The sequence below is a fragment of the Pseudomonas sp. Z8(2022) genome (assembly GCF_025837155.1).
Taxonomy (GTDB): Bacteria; Pseudomonadota; Gammaproteobacteria; order Pseudomonadales; family Pseudomonadaceae; genus Aquipseudomonas.
This window is the reverse complement of sequence record NZ_CP107549.1, coordinates 3646183-3659299: the sequence shown is the minus strand read 5'-3', so window position 1 is coordinate 3659299 and position 13117 is coordinate 3646183. Positions and strand designations below refer to the sequence as shown.

Sequence of the window (13117 nt, the reverse complement as noted above, 5' to 3'; positions counted from 1 at the left end):
ACGAAGAAGCCCGCCTAGTCAGACTGTGTGAAAACCTAGCAGTCTGAGAGCAAGCTGAAGACAATGCCTCCATCAGTCGATGGGGGCATTGTCGTTTATGGGCTACATCCAGGGCGAAGGTCGTCAGCAAAGCAGCCTGTTTCCTCCCACATTGGAGGAGCTGGTGCCGGAGGATCACCTGGTACGGGTGATCGAGGCCTATGTGGCTCGTCTGGATCTGAAGGTACTGGGGTTCAGCAAGGCTGAGCCGCTCAAGACTGGGCGCCCTGGCTACGATCCAGCTGATTTGCTCAAGCTATACCTATATGGCTACTTCCAGCGCATTCGCTCCTCTCGTCGATTGGAGGCGGAGTGCCAGCGCAATATCGAGGTGATGTGGTTGCTGGGTCGTCTGGCGCCGGATTTCAAGACCATCGCGGATTTTCGCAAAGACAACAGCATGGCCTTTCAGGCGACTTGCAAGGCTTTCGTCCAGTTCTGTCGCCAGGCGAGCTTGATCAGTGGGGAGCTGGTGGCCATCGATGGCAGCAAGTTCCAAGCGGTAGCTTCGCTGCGCAAGCACCTGAGCGTGGAGAAGCTCAAGCGTCAACAAGCGAAGCTGGAAAAACACATTGCCCAGTACCTGGCCCAGCTTGATGAGGGTGATGCACAAGACGCGCAAGAGACGATTGACCGGGCAGCGGTGAAACAGGCGCTACGCCAGCTACAGGATCGCCATGCCGATAACTTGACCGTAAAAGCGCTGATGGAGGCGCAGGGCCTGGAACAGTTCGTCGAAGGCGAAGCGGATGCCAAGAAGATGCGCTGCTCAGGCAAGAGCCCTTGCGTGGCCTACAACGTGCAGAGCGCTGTCGATGCCGAGCATGGCCTGATCGTGCATCACGAAGTGACCAGTGACTGCACCGACAATCAGCAGTTGGAGCCGATGGCCAAAGCGACTCAGGCGGTTCTGCAGCAGTCTGAGCTGACCGTCACGGCTGATGCAGGTTATTCCAACGGGGCGCAGTTTCAGGCCTGCGAAGAAGCGGGCATTACGGCTTTCGTCCCCGTGAATCGCGCGCCCAACAACCAGGGCGGCGGCACACTGTTTGCGCGTCAGGACTTCACTTACGATCCTGCGACCGACAGCTTCCAATGTCCTGCGGGCAAGACCCTATCACTCAAACAGCTAAATCGTGGCACTCGCCTTTACGCAGCCCGTGCCAAGGACTGCGGGAACTGCCCATTAAAAGCCAAGTGCACACAGGCCCAACGGCGTCATATCAGCCGCCATCCCAACGAAGAGGCGTTCGCGCGGATGGAGAAACGACTCGAAACTCACCCTGAGATGATGGGACGGCGACGAGCAATCGTCGAGCACCCTTTTGGCAATCTCAAACAATGGATTCTGGGCAACGGTCGTTTTCTAGTGCGCCATTTCAGCGGGGTGAGAGCAGAGATGGCGATGGCCGTGCAAGCCTACAACCTCAAACGTGCTATTTCGGTACTCGGGGCACGCCGCATGATCGAGCTGCTGACCTGAGCGCTGCACTTTGCATCATTGCACCAGTAAAAACACAAACGCCCCGAATCAATCGAGGCGTTTGTATTGAACCGGTTCAGTTCAGAACGTTTTCACACAGTCTGCTAGTGCGGGCTTTTTCGTTTTTGCATTCCGGTGTCCAGGCTATGTGCTTGCCCTCTCCCGCTTGCGAGAGAGGGCTGGGGAGAGGGCCAATTGGCTGCAGAGTCGCCTGCCGCACCCTCTCCCGCCCTTCGGGTGCCCTCGGCTTTGGCTCCTGCATCCATGCAGTCGTCTCCCTTATGGGAGAGGGTCATCAGAAAGCCGCATGGCGGCCGCTATTAATGCAGCTTGAGACGCGGCTCGGTGCTGCGCCCGATGCGGTCGCTGAGCATCAGCAACAGGGTGCGCGGCACGCCATACAGTGCCATCTGGTGCATGCGGTAGAGCGATATGTAGAACACCCGCGCCAGCCAGCCTTCGAGCATCACGCTGCCGGTCAGATTGCCCATCAGGTTGCCGACTGCGGAGAAACTCGACAGCGAGATCAGCGAGCCGTAGTCGCGATAGCGATATTCCGGCAGGGCCTGGCCGCTGATCTTCAGGCGCAGCGACTTGGCCAGCAGCGATGCCTGCTGATGCGCCGCCTGGGCACGCGGTGGTACGTTGCGGCCCTCGGTGCCCGGTTGCGGACAGGCCGCGCAGTCGCCGAAGGCGAATATGTCATCGTCCAGTGTGGTTTGCAGTGTCGGGCGTACTAGCAGCTGGTTGATGCGATTGCTTTCCAGACCGTCGAGTTCCTTGAGAAAACTGGGGGCGCGGATGCCGGCTGCCCAGACTTTCAGACTTGCCGGAATGAAGTTGCCGTCGGCAGTCTTCAGGCCTTCGGCGGTTACTTCGCTGACGGCCGCACCGGTCAGTACCGTGACACCGAGTTTTTCCAGGGTCTGGTGCACCGGTCGCGCGATGCGCTCGGGCAGGGCAGGCAGCACACGCGGCCCGGCTTCGATCAGGGTGATGCGCATGTCTTCGGGGCGAATGCGGTCGAGGCCGTAGGCGACCAGCTGCTTGGCGGCGTGATGCAGTTCGGCGGCCAGTTCGACCCCGGTGGCGCCAGCGCCAACGATGGCGATGTCGATCTTCGAAGCGTCTCCGTTCTCGCTGGCGTGTGCGCGCAGATAATGGCTGAGCAGGCGCCGGTGAAAGCGCTCGGCCTGCCCCCGCGTATCGAGGAAGATGCAGTGTTCCGCTGCGCCAGGCGTGCCGAAATCATTGGTGGTGCTGCCAACGGCAAGCACCAGGCTGTCGTAGGCGATGCGGCGTTCAGGCATCAGCACCTGGCCGTCGTCATCGAGCGTCGGTGCCAGGGTGATGCTCTTGCCTGCACGGTCGAGGCCAGACATGCGCCCGAGCTGAAACTCGAAATGATTCCACTTGGCCTGGGCCACGTAGTTGAGCTCGTCTTCCGAGGAGTTCAGCGAGCCGGCGGCCACTTCGTGCAGCAGGGGTTTCCAGATATGGGTGAGGTTGGCGTCGACCAAGATGATCCGTGCTGCGCCACTTTTGCCCAGTTTTCTACCCAGACGGGTGGCCAACTCCAAACCGCCGGCGCCGCCGCCGACAATCACGATGCGATGGGACATGGAAAATACTCACAAGGCTTTGAAAAAGACGGTGTGAGTGCGAGAGGGCGAGCGCGAAGCAGCTCATAGCACCAGTCGACTCAGAAGACGGCTCAGCAGGCCCAGGCCGATAACGACGACCAGCACCACGGTGAGCAGGAGCCAGACACGAAACGGCTGACGCTCCACCTGATGCTGCGGTGCGCTCAGGTACTGGTCGACTTTCTGCTGGTCTTCGGGGCTCAGGCGGCTGGTCATGGGCGGGCCTCTGCTTGAATGTGGCTATTCTAGGCGTGCCCGCCAGCCTTGGCGAGCATCGTTGTCCTGCGGGTCAGATACTGGGCTGATACCTTCCACGCTCAGGGTATCGTCAAGACGGATGATGCCGCCTTCTATGACGCGGGCGGTGATGCCGCCGTGGCCACGCATGGCCTGGAAGGTTCCACGGCCAAGACGCTCTTCAAGACGGGCGCAGGGCTGGCACCAGCCGGTGGTTTCCAGTAGCGCCTGACCGATGCGAAAGCGCCTGCCCTTGAGGCTGAACAGGTTGATCCCGGCAACCGCGATATTGCGCCGTAGCTCGCTCGGGTGCACGGGCGCATCGCGGCCGAGCAAGGCGGCGATGACCGCCAGATGCTCCCACTGAATCAGCGTGACCTGTCGCGCGTTACGTGGCCCAGGACGGCTGTGATCACCGGTCAGTCCGGCTTCGCGCCGGGCTTCCACGGCTTCGACTTCGAGCATCGCCTCGCGCGCCTTGGGGCGAACGCCTATCCAGCGTACCTGGCCGATCTGGGGTACCTCGGCCAGTAATTGCTGTAGTGGGCTCACAGCCCGATTCCGATGTCGAACAGCAGGGTGCGGCCGAGGTTGTGCCGCAGAAAATCCGGTGCATCCGGATGCGCGAACAGCACGCGAGCGAAGCGCGGGCCGACCAGCGACAGCGAACGCCAGCCCTGGCGCAGATATTCGGTTGGTGGCGGGAAATGGCTGTTGCAGTCGAGTACGGCGCGTTTGAGGCTGACGAAGGCGACCAGGTCGAGTTCGCACAGATCAATGCCCCGTTCGCGGTAGTTGTGCGCCTTCTTGCGCAGGGTCGGCGCCAGGCGCGCCTGCATCTCGCCGGCCGGGATACGCTTGGGACGTGCCTCGCGGCGCACCAGCTGACTCAGCGAGAAGGCACTGCGGCGGCGCTCAAGCTCGGCGCGCCACTCATCGTTGAGGCGTCGCCCCTCGTCGAGCACGAAAAATACCTCGAAGCTGGCGTCGCGAAACAGTACGTCCGGCGGTTCCTGGCCGCTGGGAGTGAAGTCGTCTTGATTGTGACGTACGTTCAGCGCCTGCAGCAGACGCTGGCAGACCCAACGCTCGCGCTCCCATTTCCGCGCATTGGAGAGGAAGGCGTTGGCTTGTTCGGCCTGGTACGTCAAAAGGCGTAAATAATCGGAGTCGTCCATATCCACAGCTTAGCCGTAGCGCTGAGTTGCCCGCCACTGCTGATCAGGGCTCACTGCAGAGGCTTGTGGCTACTGTGCGGGGGGGCGTGCGCTGTTCGGGCGACTCGTGGACATTTTTTCCGGGGACCCGTTGTCGGATTTGCGAAAGGTGCCGGTGTAGACTGCCCGGCATGGCGATGAAAGAGGAGAGGGTGTACGCGTGATCGCTTCCAATCTACTGGCATTCTCCACTCTGCTGGGCGGCTGGCTGATCTACGGCCTGGCATTGCTCTGGGCGGTTGTGCGTGCGCCCTGGGTCGAGCTGTTCAGCGACCTGCGTCGCCAGCATCTGCTGTTCGGCACCATGCTCGCGTTGTTTCTGCTTTGGCTGGTGCGCCGCGATTTCGACTCCGGGCTGTCCTATCACTTTATCGGCATGACTGCCGTGACGCTGTTGCTCGACTGGCCCCTTGCCGTCCTTGCCGGCCTGGCGGCGCAGCTTGGGCTGCTGGCCATGGGGCGTATGGACCTGGCCTCGCTCGGCATCAATGGTGTGCTTCTGGTGCTGATCCCGGTGCTGATCACCGAGCTGTGCGCGCTGCGTGTGGAGCGCGCACAGCCGCGCAACCTGTTCGTCTACATCTTTTTCTGTGGTTTCTTCCCGGCCGCGCTGGCGACGCTGATGACGCTGCTCGGTGGCCTTGCCCTGTTGTGGATGGACGGGCTGTTTCCCATGCCGCCCTGGCTGGACGACTTTGCCGGCTACCTGTGGCTCGTGGCATTCCCCGAGGCTTTTATCAACGGCACCGTTGTCACTGCGCTGGTGGTCTTCTACCCGGACTGGCTGGAAACCTTCAATCGTAGCCGTTACCTCCAGGCACCCTGGAAGGAGAATGGTCGCGGCGAATGAATGGCGGTGTATTGACCGATTGAATGCTGCTGCCGGGATTGATTCCGGTCAAAGTCTGGAGCAGATCAGCCGCCATGCTGTGAAAAACTCTTCCGAGGCTTCGACATGAGCATTCACAGCTGGGCCAGAAAGGTTCTTCAGGACGATTTGCATGACGGGGAACGTCATGGCCATGAGCGCGTGATGATGGTGCGCGCGCTACTGGCTGAGGTCGTTCAGCAGAACAAGGCGGTGCGTGATGCCCGGGAACTGGCCCACGAACTGCAGTTTCTCGCTGACAACCTCGACGATGATCGCGACTACTGCTTTATGCGTCCCTGAGGGTAGGGGAAAGGGCATGTGCCGGCTCGTCTGGCATCAATGCGGTCGCGTCGGCAGGTCGCCGCTAAACAATTCGTCTTCCAGATCGTTGCCGGGGATCGCGTGCTCTTCGGCAGCCCAGGCGCCCAGATCGATCAGCTTGCACCGCTCGCAGCAGAACGGGCGATAGGTATTCTCGGGTTTCCACTCGACTGGCGCGCCACAGGTGGGGCATTGAACGGTCGTGGTCATGGCTGGCCTCCGCGCAGCGTCAGATAGAAGTTGTGCAGGCGTTCGACCTCCGCGTCCAGCCAGGCCATGTCCCGATCATTGACCAGTACGTCGTGGGCATGGCGCAAGCGTTCTTCGCGGCTGGCCTGTGCCTGCATGATGGCGCGAACCTGCTCTTCCGAGCTCTGATCGCGCGCAATGGTGCGTTGGATCTGCAGCTCGGCGGGGGTATCGACCACCAGCACGCGCTGAGTCATCTGCCGCTGGCCGGACTCGACCAGCAGGGGTGAAACCAGAATGGCATAAGGCGATTCGGCCCGTGCCAGCACCTGAACGATCTCCTGGCCGATCAGCGGGTGCAGCAGGCCTTCCAGCCAGCGGCGCTGCTCGGGGTCGGCAAATATCAGCTTGCGCAGGGCGGCGCGGTCCAGTTCGCCATTGCCTTGCAGCACGCCCTCACCGAAGTGATCGACGATCTTCGCCAGCGCCGGCCGGCCCGGCTCTACTACCCAGCGTGCCGCGTGATCAGCGTCGACCACATGTACGCCGCGCTCGATAAAACCTTGCGCGACAGCGCTCTTGCCGCTGCCAATGCCGCCGGTCAGGCCGAGTATCCAGGGTTTCATGACGCCAAAGCAGCCTCGTTATTGCTCAAGGCCGCGATTGTAGGGGGGATTGGGATGTGATGCGAACCGGTGTGCTGCTTGCTGGTTGCCATTCTCGCAAAAGGCAGCATGCCCAAACGTTCCGGGCTGCTGCTTTCGTGGGGGGCGACGCGGTTTTGAGGGGAAGGCTTAAAAACCGGCGAATTTCAGATAACTGCCGGTAATCACATCGCCCCAGAGCAATGCGATCCATCCGGCAATCGCCAGATACGGGCCGAAGGGAATTGGCGTACTGGAATCGCTGCCGCGCAGGCGCAGCAGGATCACACCGAGTACCGCGCCGACCAGCGACGACAGCAGAATGGTCAGCGGCAGTATCTGCCAGCCGCCCCAGGCTCCAAGCATGGCCAGCAGCTTGAAGTCACCGTAACCCATGCCTTCCTTGCCGGTGATTAGCTTGAACAGCCAGTACACCGACCACAGACTCAGATAACCGGCAATCGCCCCCCACAGAGCATCTTCCAGGCTGGTGAACAATCCGTAGTAGTTGACGATCAAGCCCAGCCATAGCAGCGGCAGCACCAGCACATCCGGCAGGATCTGGTGGTCGGCATCGATCAGACTCATCGCCAGCAGCCCCCAGGCCAGCAACAACATCGCACCCGCCTGCCAGGTAAAGCCGAAATGCCAGGCGACGTAGCCGGAAATCACGCCGCAGGCCACTTCTACCATGGGGTAGCGCTTGCTGATCGGCGTTTTACAGCTTGAGCACTTGCCGCGCAGGAACAGGTAGCTGATAACCGGGATGTTCTCCCAGGGGCGAATCTCATGGCCGCAGCGAGGGCATGAGGAGTTGGGTAGGACTAAGTTGAAAGTTTGTTGGGTGGGGGCTGGTGGCAATTCCAGTACTTCACGGGCCTGGCTTTGCCAGTCGCGCTGGAGCATCAGAGGCAGGCGATAGATGACAACGTTAAGGAAACTGCCTACAAGTAAGCCTAATAACAGGGCGCACAAAACAAAGGCCAGCGTGTGGCTGGCCAGAAATTCGACCACGAGCATTTAGACCACGGAGCCCAGTTGGAAGATCGGCAGGTACATGGCAATGATCAAGCCGCCAACCAGTACGCCCAATACGGACATGATTATAGGCTCCATCAGGCTAGTCAAACCATCGACCATATTGTCTACTTCGGCTTCATAGAAAGAGGCAACCTTGTCGAGCATTTCATCCAGAGAGCCGGACTCTTCACCAATTGCTGTCATCTGAATGGCCATGCTAGGGAAAGTGCCGGTAGTACGCATGGAGAAATTGAGTTGCATGCCTGTAGAAACGTCAGACTTAATCTTATTGGTGGCGTTTTTGAAAACCACGTTGCCGGTGGCACCGGAAACCGAGTCCAGTGCATCTACCAATGGTACGCCAGCAGCGAAGGTGGTAGATAGCGTGCGAGCAAAGCGTGCCACTGCAGATTTGTAGAGAATATCGCCGACGATAGGGAGTTTAAGTACTCCGCGGTCTACCGAGTCCCGTAATTTCTGCGACCGTTTCATCGCCTCTTTGAAGGAAAAGGCAGCTATGAATATCGCAATAAGAAATACCAGCCACCACTGTTGAAGCGACTGAGATATTCCAATTACCATTTGAGTGAATGCAGGTAATTCTGCGCCAAAGTTTGCGAATACTTGCTCAAACTGAGGCACTACTTTGATTAGCAGGATGGCAGTTACGATAACCGCAACTACTACAACCGCAATTGGATAATTCATGGCTTTTTTGATTTTGGCCTTCAGTGCCTCAGTCTTTTCTTTATAGGTGGCAATCCGGTCTAGCAGATTCTCCAAGGCACCCGCTTGCTCGCCGGATTCAACCAAGTTGCAGTACAGTTCGTCAAAGTATTCGGGTTTCTTGCGCAGCGAGGTGGCAAAGCTATTACCTGCGGCGACTTCCTGCTTCACCTCGTCTACCATTTTTCGCATATTGGGATTGTCGAAACCCTCGGCAATGATGTCGAAGGATTGTAGCAACGGCACCCCGGCTTTCATCATGGTCGCCATCTGTCGAGTGAACAGGGCGATATCCATGGGTTTGATCTTCTTACCACCACCCAGCGAAAGGCTGGATTTTTTGCGCACCTTGGTTGGGTTGATACCTTGTTTGCGCAACTGGGCTTTCACCAGAGAGGGATTTTGCCCGCTGATTTCCCCTTTGACGATGGAGCCGGTTTTGTTCTTGCCTTCCCAGGTGAATATGCTGGTTTTTAGAGCTTTTTCGGCCATGGTTAATCCTTGGTCACGCGGTTGACTTCTTCAAGGCTGGTAACCCCTTGCATGGCCTTGAGTAAAGCGGAGGTGCGTAGGTCATTAAAGCCGTCTTTACGCATCTGTGCGGCAATATCGATGGAGTTGCCTTCCTCCATGATAATCCGCTGCAGGTTCGGCGTGTTTTTAACCACTTCATAAATACCGACACGGCCTTTGTAACCGCCTTTGCAGTTATCGCAACCTACCGGGCCATAGATTTTGAAAGTACCGATCTTGTCCTCAGGGAAGCCCTCGGCCAGCAGGGTTTCACGCGGCACGTTAACTTCCTTCTTGCAGCTGTTGCACAGCTTGCGCGCCAGGCGCTGAGCAATGATCAGGTTGACGGAGGTGGCGATGTTGAAGGATGGCACACCCATGTTGCGCAGGCGGGTCAGGGTTTCCGCGGCGCTGTTGGTGTGCAGGGTGGACATCACCATGTGGCCGGTTTGCGCGGCCTTGACCGCGATGGAGGCGGTGTCCAGATCTCGAATCTCACCGACCATGATGATATCCGGATCCTGGCGCAGGAAGGCGCGTAGTGCCTGGGTGAAATCCATGCCCTGCTTGGGATTGACGTTAACCTGGTTGATGCCTTCCAGGTTGATCTCCACGGGGTCTTCGGCCGTGGAGATATTCACATCCGGAGTGTTGAGGATATTCAGGCCGGTATAGAGCGAAACCGTTTTGCCTGAGCCGGTGGGTCCGGTGACCAGAATCATGCCCTGAGGTTGCTTCAAGGCTGCCAGATACAGCTCTTTCTGCTCCTCCTCGTAACCCAGAGCGTCGATGCCCATCTGTGCGCTGGTCGGATCGAGAATCCGCATCACGATCTTCTCACCCCACAGTGTGGGCAGGGTGTTGACGCGAAAGTCGATGGCTTTGGTCTTGGATATTTTCATCTTGATCCGGCCATCCTGCGGCTTGCGTCGCTCGGAAATATCCAGAGCGGCCATCACCTTTAGGCGTGCGGAAATGCGCGGAGCAAGCTGAATTGGCGGGCGCGCCACTTCGTGTAGCAGGCCGTCGGTACGAAAGCGTACCCGGTAGGCCTTCTCGTAGGGTTCGAAGTGCAGGTCGGATGAGCCCCCTTTGATGGCGTCGAGCAGCATTTTGTTGACGAAGCGTACGACTGGCGCGTCATCGGCATCGCCCCCCCCGCCGTCACCGGTTTGCCTATCGTCATCTACTGCTTCGACGTCCAGTCCGTCCAGGTCCACATCGGCCAGATCTTCCATGCCGCTATTGGCCGAGTCGAAGAACTTGTCGATGGCATCGCCCAGTTTGTCGTCCTCGACCAGAATTGCCTCGGTATTGAGGCCGGTGCTGAACTGCACATCCGTCACGGCCTGGTGATTGGTCGGATCAGAAAGTCCGACGAACAGCTTGTTGCCCCGGCGCCATAATGGGAGCACCCGATGCTGGCGTACCAATTTCTCGCTGATGAGGTCGCGGGGTTGACCGTCCTTGTCTATAGCGTTCAGGTCGAAAAAGGCGACGCCAAACTGTTCGGCGGCTAGCTCTGCCAGGGCACGACTTTTAACCAACTTGTTCTGTACCAGGTAAGTCACTAGCGAAAGCTTGTTTCGTTGCGCTTGTTGCTGGGCCTGTTGGGCGGCTTTCTCGTCCATTAGTTCGGCCAGCACCATCTGTTTGGCCAGGCCAGACAGGGAGATGTTCTCGTTCATCATGTGCTCCACAATCAATGCCTGCCTTATAACCTAGTCTCTTGCGGGCTGCCAGATGAGGTTGAGGGGTGTGACAAAAATTGGCAGTTATTGTCAGGTAGGGTTTTTCTTGATGCTGTCTGGCGCTGGCAGATCTGCGAAATTCACTGTTCGGGTGAATTGGCACAGGGTGTGCATTACTGAGCTTAGGTCACAGGACCTGTTCATTTCTAGGAGAGTTAACGAATGAAAGCTCAAGTTCAGAAGGGTTTTACCCTGATCGAATTGATGATCGTTGTAGCGATCATCGGTATTCTGGCCGCTGTAGCGCTGCCGGCTTATCAGGACTACACCGCACGCGCCAAGATTTCTGAAGTGATTCTGGCTGGTTCGGTTTGTAAGACTTCCATTCAGGAGTCTGCCGATAGCGGTCTGCGCGCTGTTAAGGCAGGTGATGACTGGGGTTGCGGCGAGGAAAATTCTGCTAACCCGGTTGAAACCCAGTACGTTGAGAAGATCAATACCGATGCTGATGGTGTGATCACCATCACTGCCCAGAACATCAAAGCTACCGATGTCGATGGCCAAACCGTCATTCTCACTCCCTATGCCGATACTGCTGGCAATACTCCCATGACCGCGAATGACTATGTGTCTCCGAACAACATCCCGGTCAAAGCCTGGATCTGTACCTTCAGCGGTGACGCTAAGTACATGCCGGCTAGCTGCCGCTAATTTTCGCTACGGGCGGGAGGGCTTAGACCTTTCTGCTGGTTGGTGTGAGCAAGAACGCCTCGTTTGACGAGGCGTTCTTGTTTTTGGCTTTCTGAGCGAATGGATGTTTTCGATGAGTTCCCGTTTTAAAGCCTTCTTCGTACATTTACTGTGCTCTATGGGTATCGCTCTGTGCAGTTTGTGCTGGGTGTTTGGAATATGGTTTCCCTCACCTTTGCATATAGCACTTGGTGTTACTTCAATTTTTATTATTTTAATATCGGTAGATGTGGTGATTGGGCCACTTCTAACTTTTTTGGTTTATAAAACAGGCAAGAAAACCTTGGTCTTCGATCTTGCAGTGATCGTGATCATGCAAATTACTGCTTTGGCTTATGGACTTTGGTCGGTGAGCCAGGGGCGTCCAGCATGGGTTGTGTTTAACTCGGATCGTTTTGATCTCGTGCAGGTACTCGATATTGATGAGCGAGGGCTGGCGGCGGCATCGCCGGAGTATGGCTCTGCGCCTTGGTTCGGGCCGCAGTGGGTCGGTGCCCGTAAACCGCATGATGCCCGCATTCAGCAGGAAATCATCTTTGAGAGCTTGGCTGGTGGCAGTGATTTGGCTCAGAGGCCCGAGTTTTATGTCCCGCTAAGTTCTCTCTCTGAGCAAATTACACAGCGCGCTCAACCTCTCGAACGGTTAAATGATTTCAACGACGAGGCTAGTGTGGCGCAAGTGCTAGCAGAGTGGCCTCAGGCTACCGCGTGGTTACCCCTTATGGCGCGTTTTGAACCGATGGTCGTGCTGCTGGGAGGGGACGGTAGCGAAGTGCTTGGAGTGGTAGCGCTTCACCCCTGGACTCTATGAGCTAAAGGGCTTTCGTATGTTGTGCTGGCGCTCTAAAGCGCCAGCCTCATCGACAAATCCACCGCCTTCACATCCTTGGTCAGCGTCCCCAGCGAGATGTAATCAACCCCAGTTTCGGCTACCGTGCGCAAGGTGCTGTCATTGATGCCGCCCGAAGCTTCGAGTTTGGCGCGACCGGCGGTGAGTCTTACGGCTTTGCGCATGTCTTCCAGTGACAGCTCATCGAGCATGACGATGTCCGCCCCCGCTTCCAGCGCTTCACGCAGTTCTTCCAGGCTTTCTACTTCCACCTCAACCGGTTTGCCGGGCGCGATCTGGTGGGCGGTGGATACTGCCTGGGCGATGCCGCCGCAGGCGGCGATGTGGTTTTCCTTTATTAGGAAGGCGTCGAACAGGCCGATACGGTGGTTGTGGCAGCCACCGCAGGTCACGGCGTACTTCTGCGCCAGGCGCAGACCCGGCAGGGTCTTGCGAGTATCCAGCAGTTTCACCTGAGTGCCTTCAACCAGGTCGGCGTAGTGGCGGCAGCGGGTGGCAACCGCAGACAGGGTCTGCAGGAAGTTCAGGGCGCTACGCTCGCCACTGAGCAGCGCGCGGGCTGGACCTTCGAGGGTGAACAGGGTCTGGTCTGCGTTAACACGGTCGCCATCCTGCACCTGCCAATGCACCGTTACACGCGGGTCGAGCTGACGGAAAACCGCATCCACCCACGCCGTGCCGCAGATAATCGCCTCTTCACGCGTGATCACCCTGGCACTGGCCAGACGCTCGGCAGGAATCAGCTGGGCGGTGATGTCACCGCTGCCGATGTCTTCAGCCAGGGCGCGACGGACATTGGCTTCGATTTCGCTGCCGAGTTCGGTGAGAGTCAGGTTGGGCATGGTCGGCTCCGGTTTAGGCGAGGGGCGATTATAGAGCCAGGTGAGGTTAGGGCAATGCTCTGGCCCGGCCCAGCCTTGCGA

At 58.2% G+C, this 13117-nt stretch carries 15 protein-coding genes; 5 read left to right on the top strand and 10 right to left on the bottom strand.

Going from position 1 to position 13117, the window contains the following annotated elements; all coding sequences use genetic code 11:
* Positions 1–97: 97 nt before the first annotated feature.
* On the top strand, positions 98–1522 hold the full coding sequence (locus OEG79_RS17475) for an IS1182 family transposase (RefSeq protein WP_264145506.1): 1425 nt from the start codon (positions 98–100) through the stop codon (positions 1520–1522).
* 320 nt (positions 1523–1842) lie between these two features.
* Here the strand turns inward: OEG79_RS17475 and OEG79_RS17470 are convergent, their stop codons facing one another.
* The 4 genes from OEG79_RS17470 to OEG79_RS17455 form a co-directional block, all read right to left on the bottom strand.
* Positions 1843–3144: an NAD(P)/FAD-dependent oxidoreductase gene (locus OEG79_RS17470; RefSeq protein ID WP_264146210.1), complete on the bottom strand. Its 1302-nt coding sequence runs from the start codon at positions 3142–3144 to the stop codon at positions 1843–1845.
* A gap of 63 nt (positions 3145–3207) precedes the next feature.
* Entirely contained in the window at positions 3208–3381 is a 174-nt protein-coding gene (locus OEG79_RS17465) for a DUF3094 domain-containing protein (RefSeq protein ID WP_264146209.1), read from the bottom strand.
* A 24-nt stretch (positions 3382–3405) separates the two neighbouring features.
* Entirely contained in the window at positions 3406–3954 is a 549-nt protein-coding gene (locus OEG79_RS17460; protein ID WP_264146208.1) for an MOSC domain-containing protein, read from the bottom strand.
* Positions 3951–4580, bottom strand: coding sequence for a DUF1780 domain-containing protein (locus tag OEG79_RS17455; protein WP_264146207.1), 630 nt, complete (start codon positions 4578–4580; stop codon positions 3951–3953). The genes OEG79_RS17460 and OEG79_RS17455 overlap by 4 nt, the downstream gene beginning before the upstream one ends.
* Positions 4581–4779: 199 nt before the next feature.
* On the opposite strand from OEG79_RS17455, the gene OEG79_RS17450 reads away from it, so the two are divergent.
* On the top strand, positions 4780–5469 hold the full coding sequence (locus OEG79_RS17450) for an energy-coupling factor ABC transporter permease (protein ID WP_264146206.1): 690 nt from the start codon (positions 4780–4782) through the stop codon (positions 5467–5469).
* A gap of 105 nt (positions 5470–5574) precedes the next feature.
* A complete protein-coding gene (locus OEG79_RS17445) occupies positions 5575–5790 on the top strand; it encodes a hypothetical protein (protein WP_264146205.1) in 216 nt (71 codons plus the stop codon).
* Between the two features lie 36 nt (positions 5791–5826).
* Here OEG79_RS17445 and yacG read toward each other — a convergent pair whose 3' ends face one another.
* The 5 genes from yacG to pilB form a co-directional block, all read right to left on the bottom strand.
* Complete coding sequence (gene yacG, locus OEG79_RS17440; protein WP_264146204.1) at positions 5827–6021, bottom strand: DNA gyrase inhibitor YacG; 195 nt, start codon at positions 6019–6021, stop codon at positions 5827–5829.
* Complete coding sequence (gene coaE / locus OEG79_RS17435) at positions 6018–6626, bottom strand: dephospho-CoA kinase (RefSeq protein WP_264146203.1); 609 nt, start codon at positions 6624–6626, stop codon at positions 6018–6020. Before coaE ends, yacG begins: the two co-directional genes overlap by 4 nt.
* Before the next feature lie 168 nt (positions 6627–6794).
* Complete coding sequence (locus OEG79_RS17430; RefSeq protein WP_264146202.1) at positions 6795–7664, bottom strand: prepilin peptidase; 870 nt, start codon at positions 7662–7664, stop codon at positions 6795–6797.
* Positions 7665–8882, bottom strand: a complete 1218-nt coding sequence (locus OEG79_RS17425; RefSeq protein ID WP_264146201.1) for a type II secretion system F family protein — start codon at positions 8880–8882, stop codon at positions 7665–7667. It abuts the gene before it with no gap.
* Positions 8883–8884: 2 nt separating this feature from the next.
* Positions 8885–10591, bottom strand: coding sequence for a type IV-A pilus assembly ATPase PilB (pilB, locus tag OEG79_RS17420; RefSeq protein ID WP_264146200.1), 1707 nt, complete (start codon positions 10589–10591; stop codon positions 8885–8887).
* Between the two features lie 225 nt (positions 10592–10816).
* Here pilB and OEG79_RS17410 point away from each other — a divergent pair, with 225 nt between their 5' ends.
* Together OEG79_RS17410 and tfpZ are read left to right on the top strand one after the other, a co-directional pair.
* Positions 10817–11305, top strand: coding sequence for a pilin (locus tag OEG79_RS17410; RefSeq protein WP_318840823.1), 489 nt, complete (start codon positions 10817–10819; stop codon positions 11303–11305).
* A 112-nt stretch (positions 11306–11417) separates the two neighbouring features.
* Positions 11418–12155: a TfpX/TfpZ family type IV pilin accessory protein gene (gene tfpZ / locus OEG79_RS17405; RefSeq protein WP_264146199.1), complete on the top strand. Its 738-nt coding sequence runs from the start codon at positions 11418–11420 to the stop codon at positions 12153–12155.
* Between the two features lie 32 nt (positions 12156–12187).
* Here tfpZ and nadC read toward each other — a convergent pair whose 3' ends face one another.
* A complete protein-coding gene (gene nadC / locus OEG79_RS17400) occupies positions 12188–13036 on the bottom strand; it encodes a carboxylating nicotinate-nucleotide diphosphorylase (protein ID WP_264146198.1) in 849 nt (282 codons plus the stop codon).
* Positions 13037–13117: the final 81 nt, after the last annotated feature.

Coding starts and splice junctions, on each gene's coding strand:
- OEG79_RS17475 (WP_264145506.1), top strand. CDS start 98: ATGGGCTACATCCAGGGCGAAGGTCGTCAGCAAAGCAGCCTGTTTCCT.
- OEG79_RS17470 (WP_264146210.1), bottom strand. CDS start 3,144: ATGTCCCATCGCATCGTGATTGTCGGCGGCGGCGCCGGCGGTTTGGAG.
- OEG79_RS17465 (WP_264146209.1), bottom strand. CDS start 3,381: ATGACCAGCCGCCTGAGCCCCGAAGACCAGCAGAAAGTCGACCAGTAC.
- OEG79_RS17455 (WP_264146207.1), bottom strand. CDS start 4,580: ATGGACGACTCCGATTATTTACGCCTTTTGACGTACCAGGCCGAACAA.
- OEG79_RS17445 (WP_264146205.1), top strand. CDS start 5,575: ATGAGCATTCACAGCTGGGCCAGAAAGGTTCTTCAGGACGATTTGCAT.
- yacG (WP_264146204.1), bottom strand. CDS start 6,021: ATGACCACGACCGTTCAATGCCCCACCTGTGGCGCGCCAGTCGAGTGG.
- coaE (WP_264146203.1), bottom strand. CDS start 6,626: ATGAAACCCTGGATACTCGGCCTGACCGGCGGCATTGGCAGCGGCAAG.
- OEG79_RS17430 (WP_264146202.1), bottom strand. CDS start 7,664: ATGCTCGTGGTCGAATTTCTGGCCAGCCACACGCTGGCCTTTGTTTTG.
- OEG79_RS17425 (WP_264146201.1), bottom strand. CDS start 8,882: ATGGCCGAAAAAGCTCTAAAAACCAGCATATTCACCTGGGAAGGCAAG.
- pilB (WP_264146200.1), bottom strand. CDS start 10,591: ATGAACGAGAACATCTCCCTGTCTGGCCTGGCCAAACAGATGGTGCTG.
- OEG79_RS17410 (WP_318840823.1), top strand. CDS start 10,817: ATGAAAGCTCAAGTTCAGAAGGGTTTTACCCTGATCGAATTGATGATC.
- tfpZ (WP_264146199.1), top strand. CDS start 11,418: ATGAGTTCCCGTTTTAAAGCCTTCTTCGTACATTTACTGTGCTCTATG.
- nadC (WP_264146198.1), bottom strand. CDS start 13,036: ATGCCCAACCTGACTCTCACCGAACTCGGCAGCGAAATCGAAGCCAAT.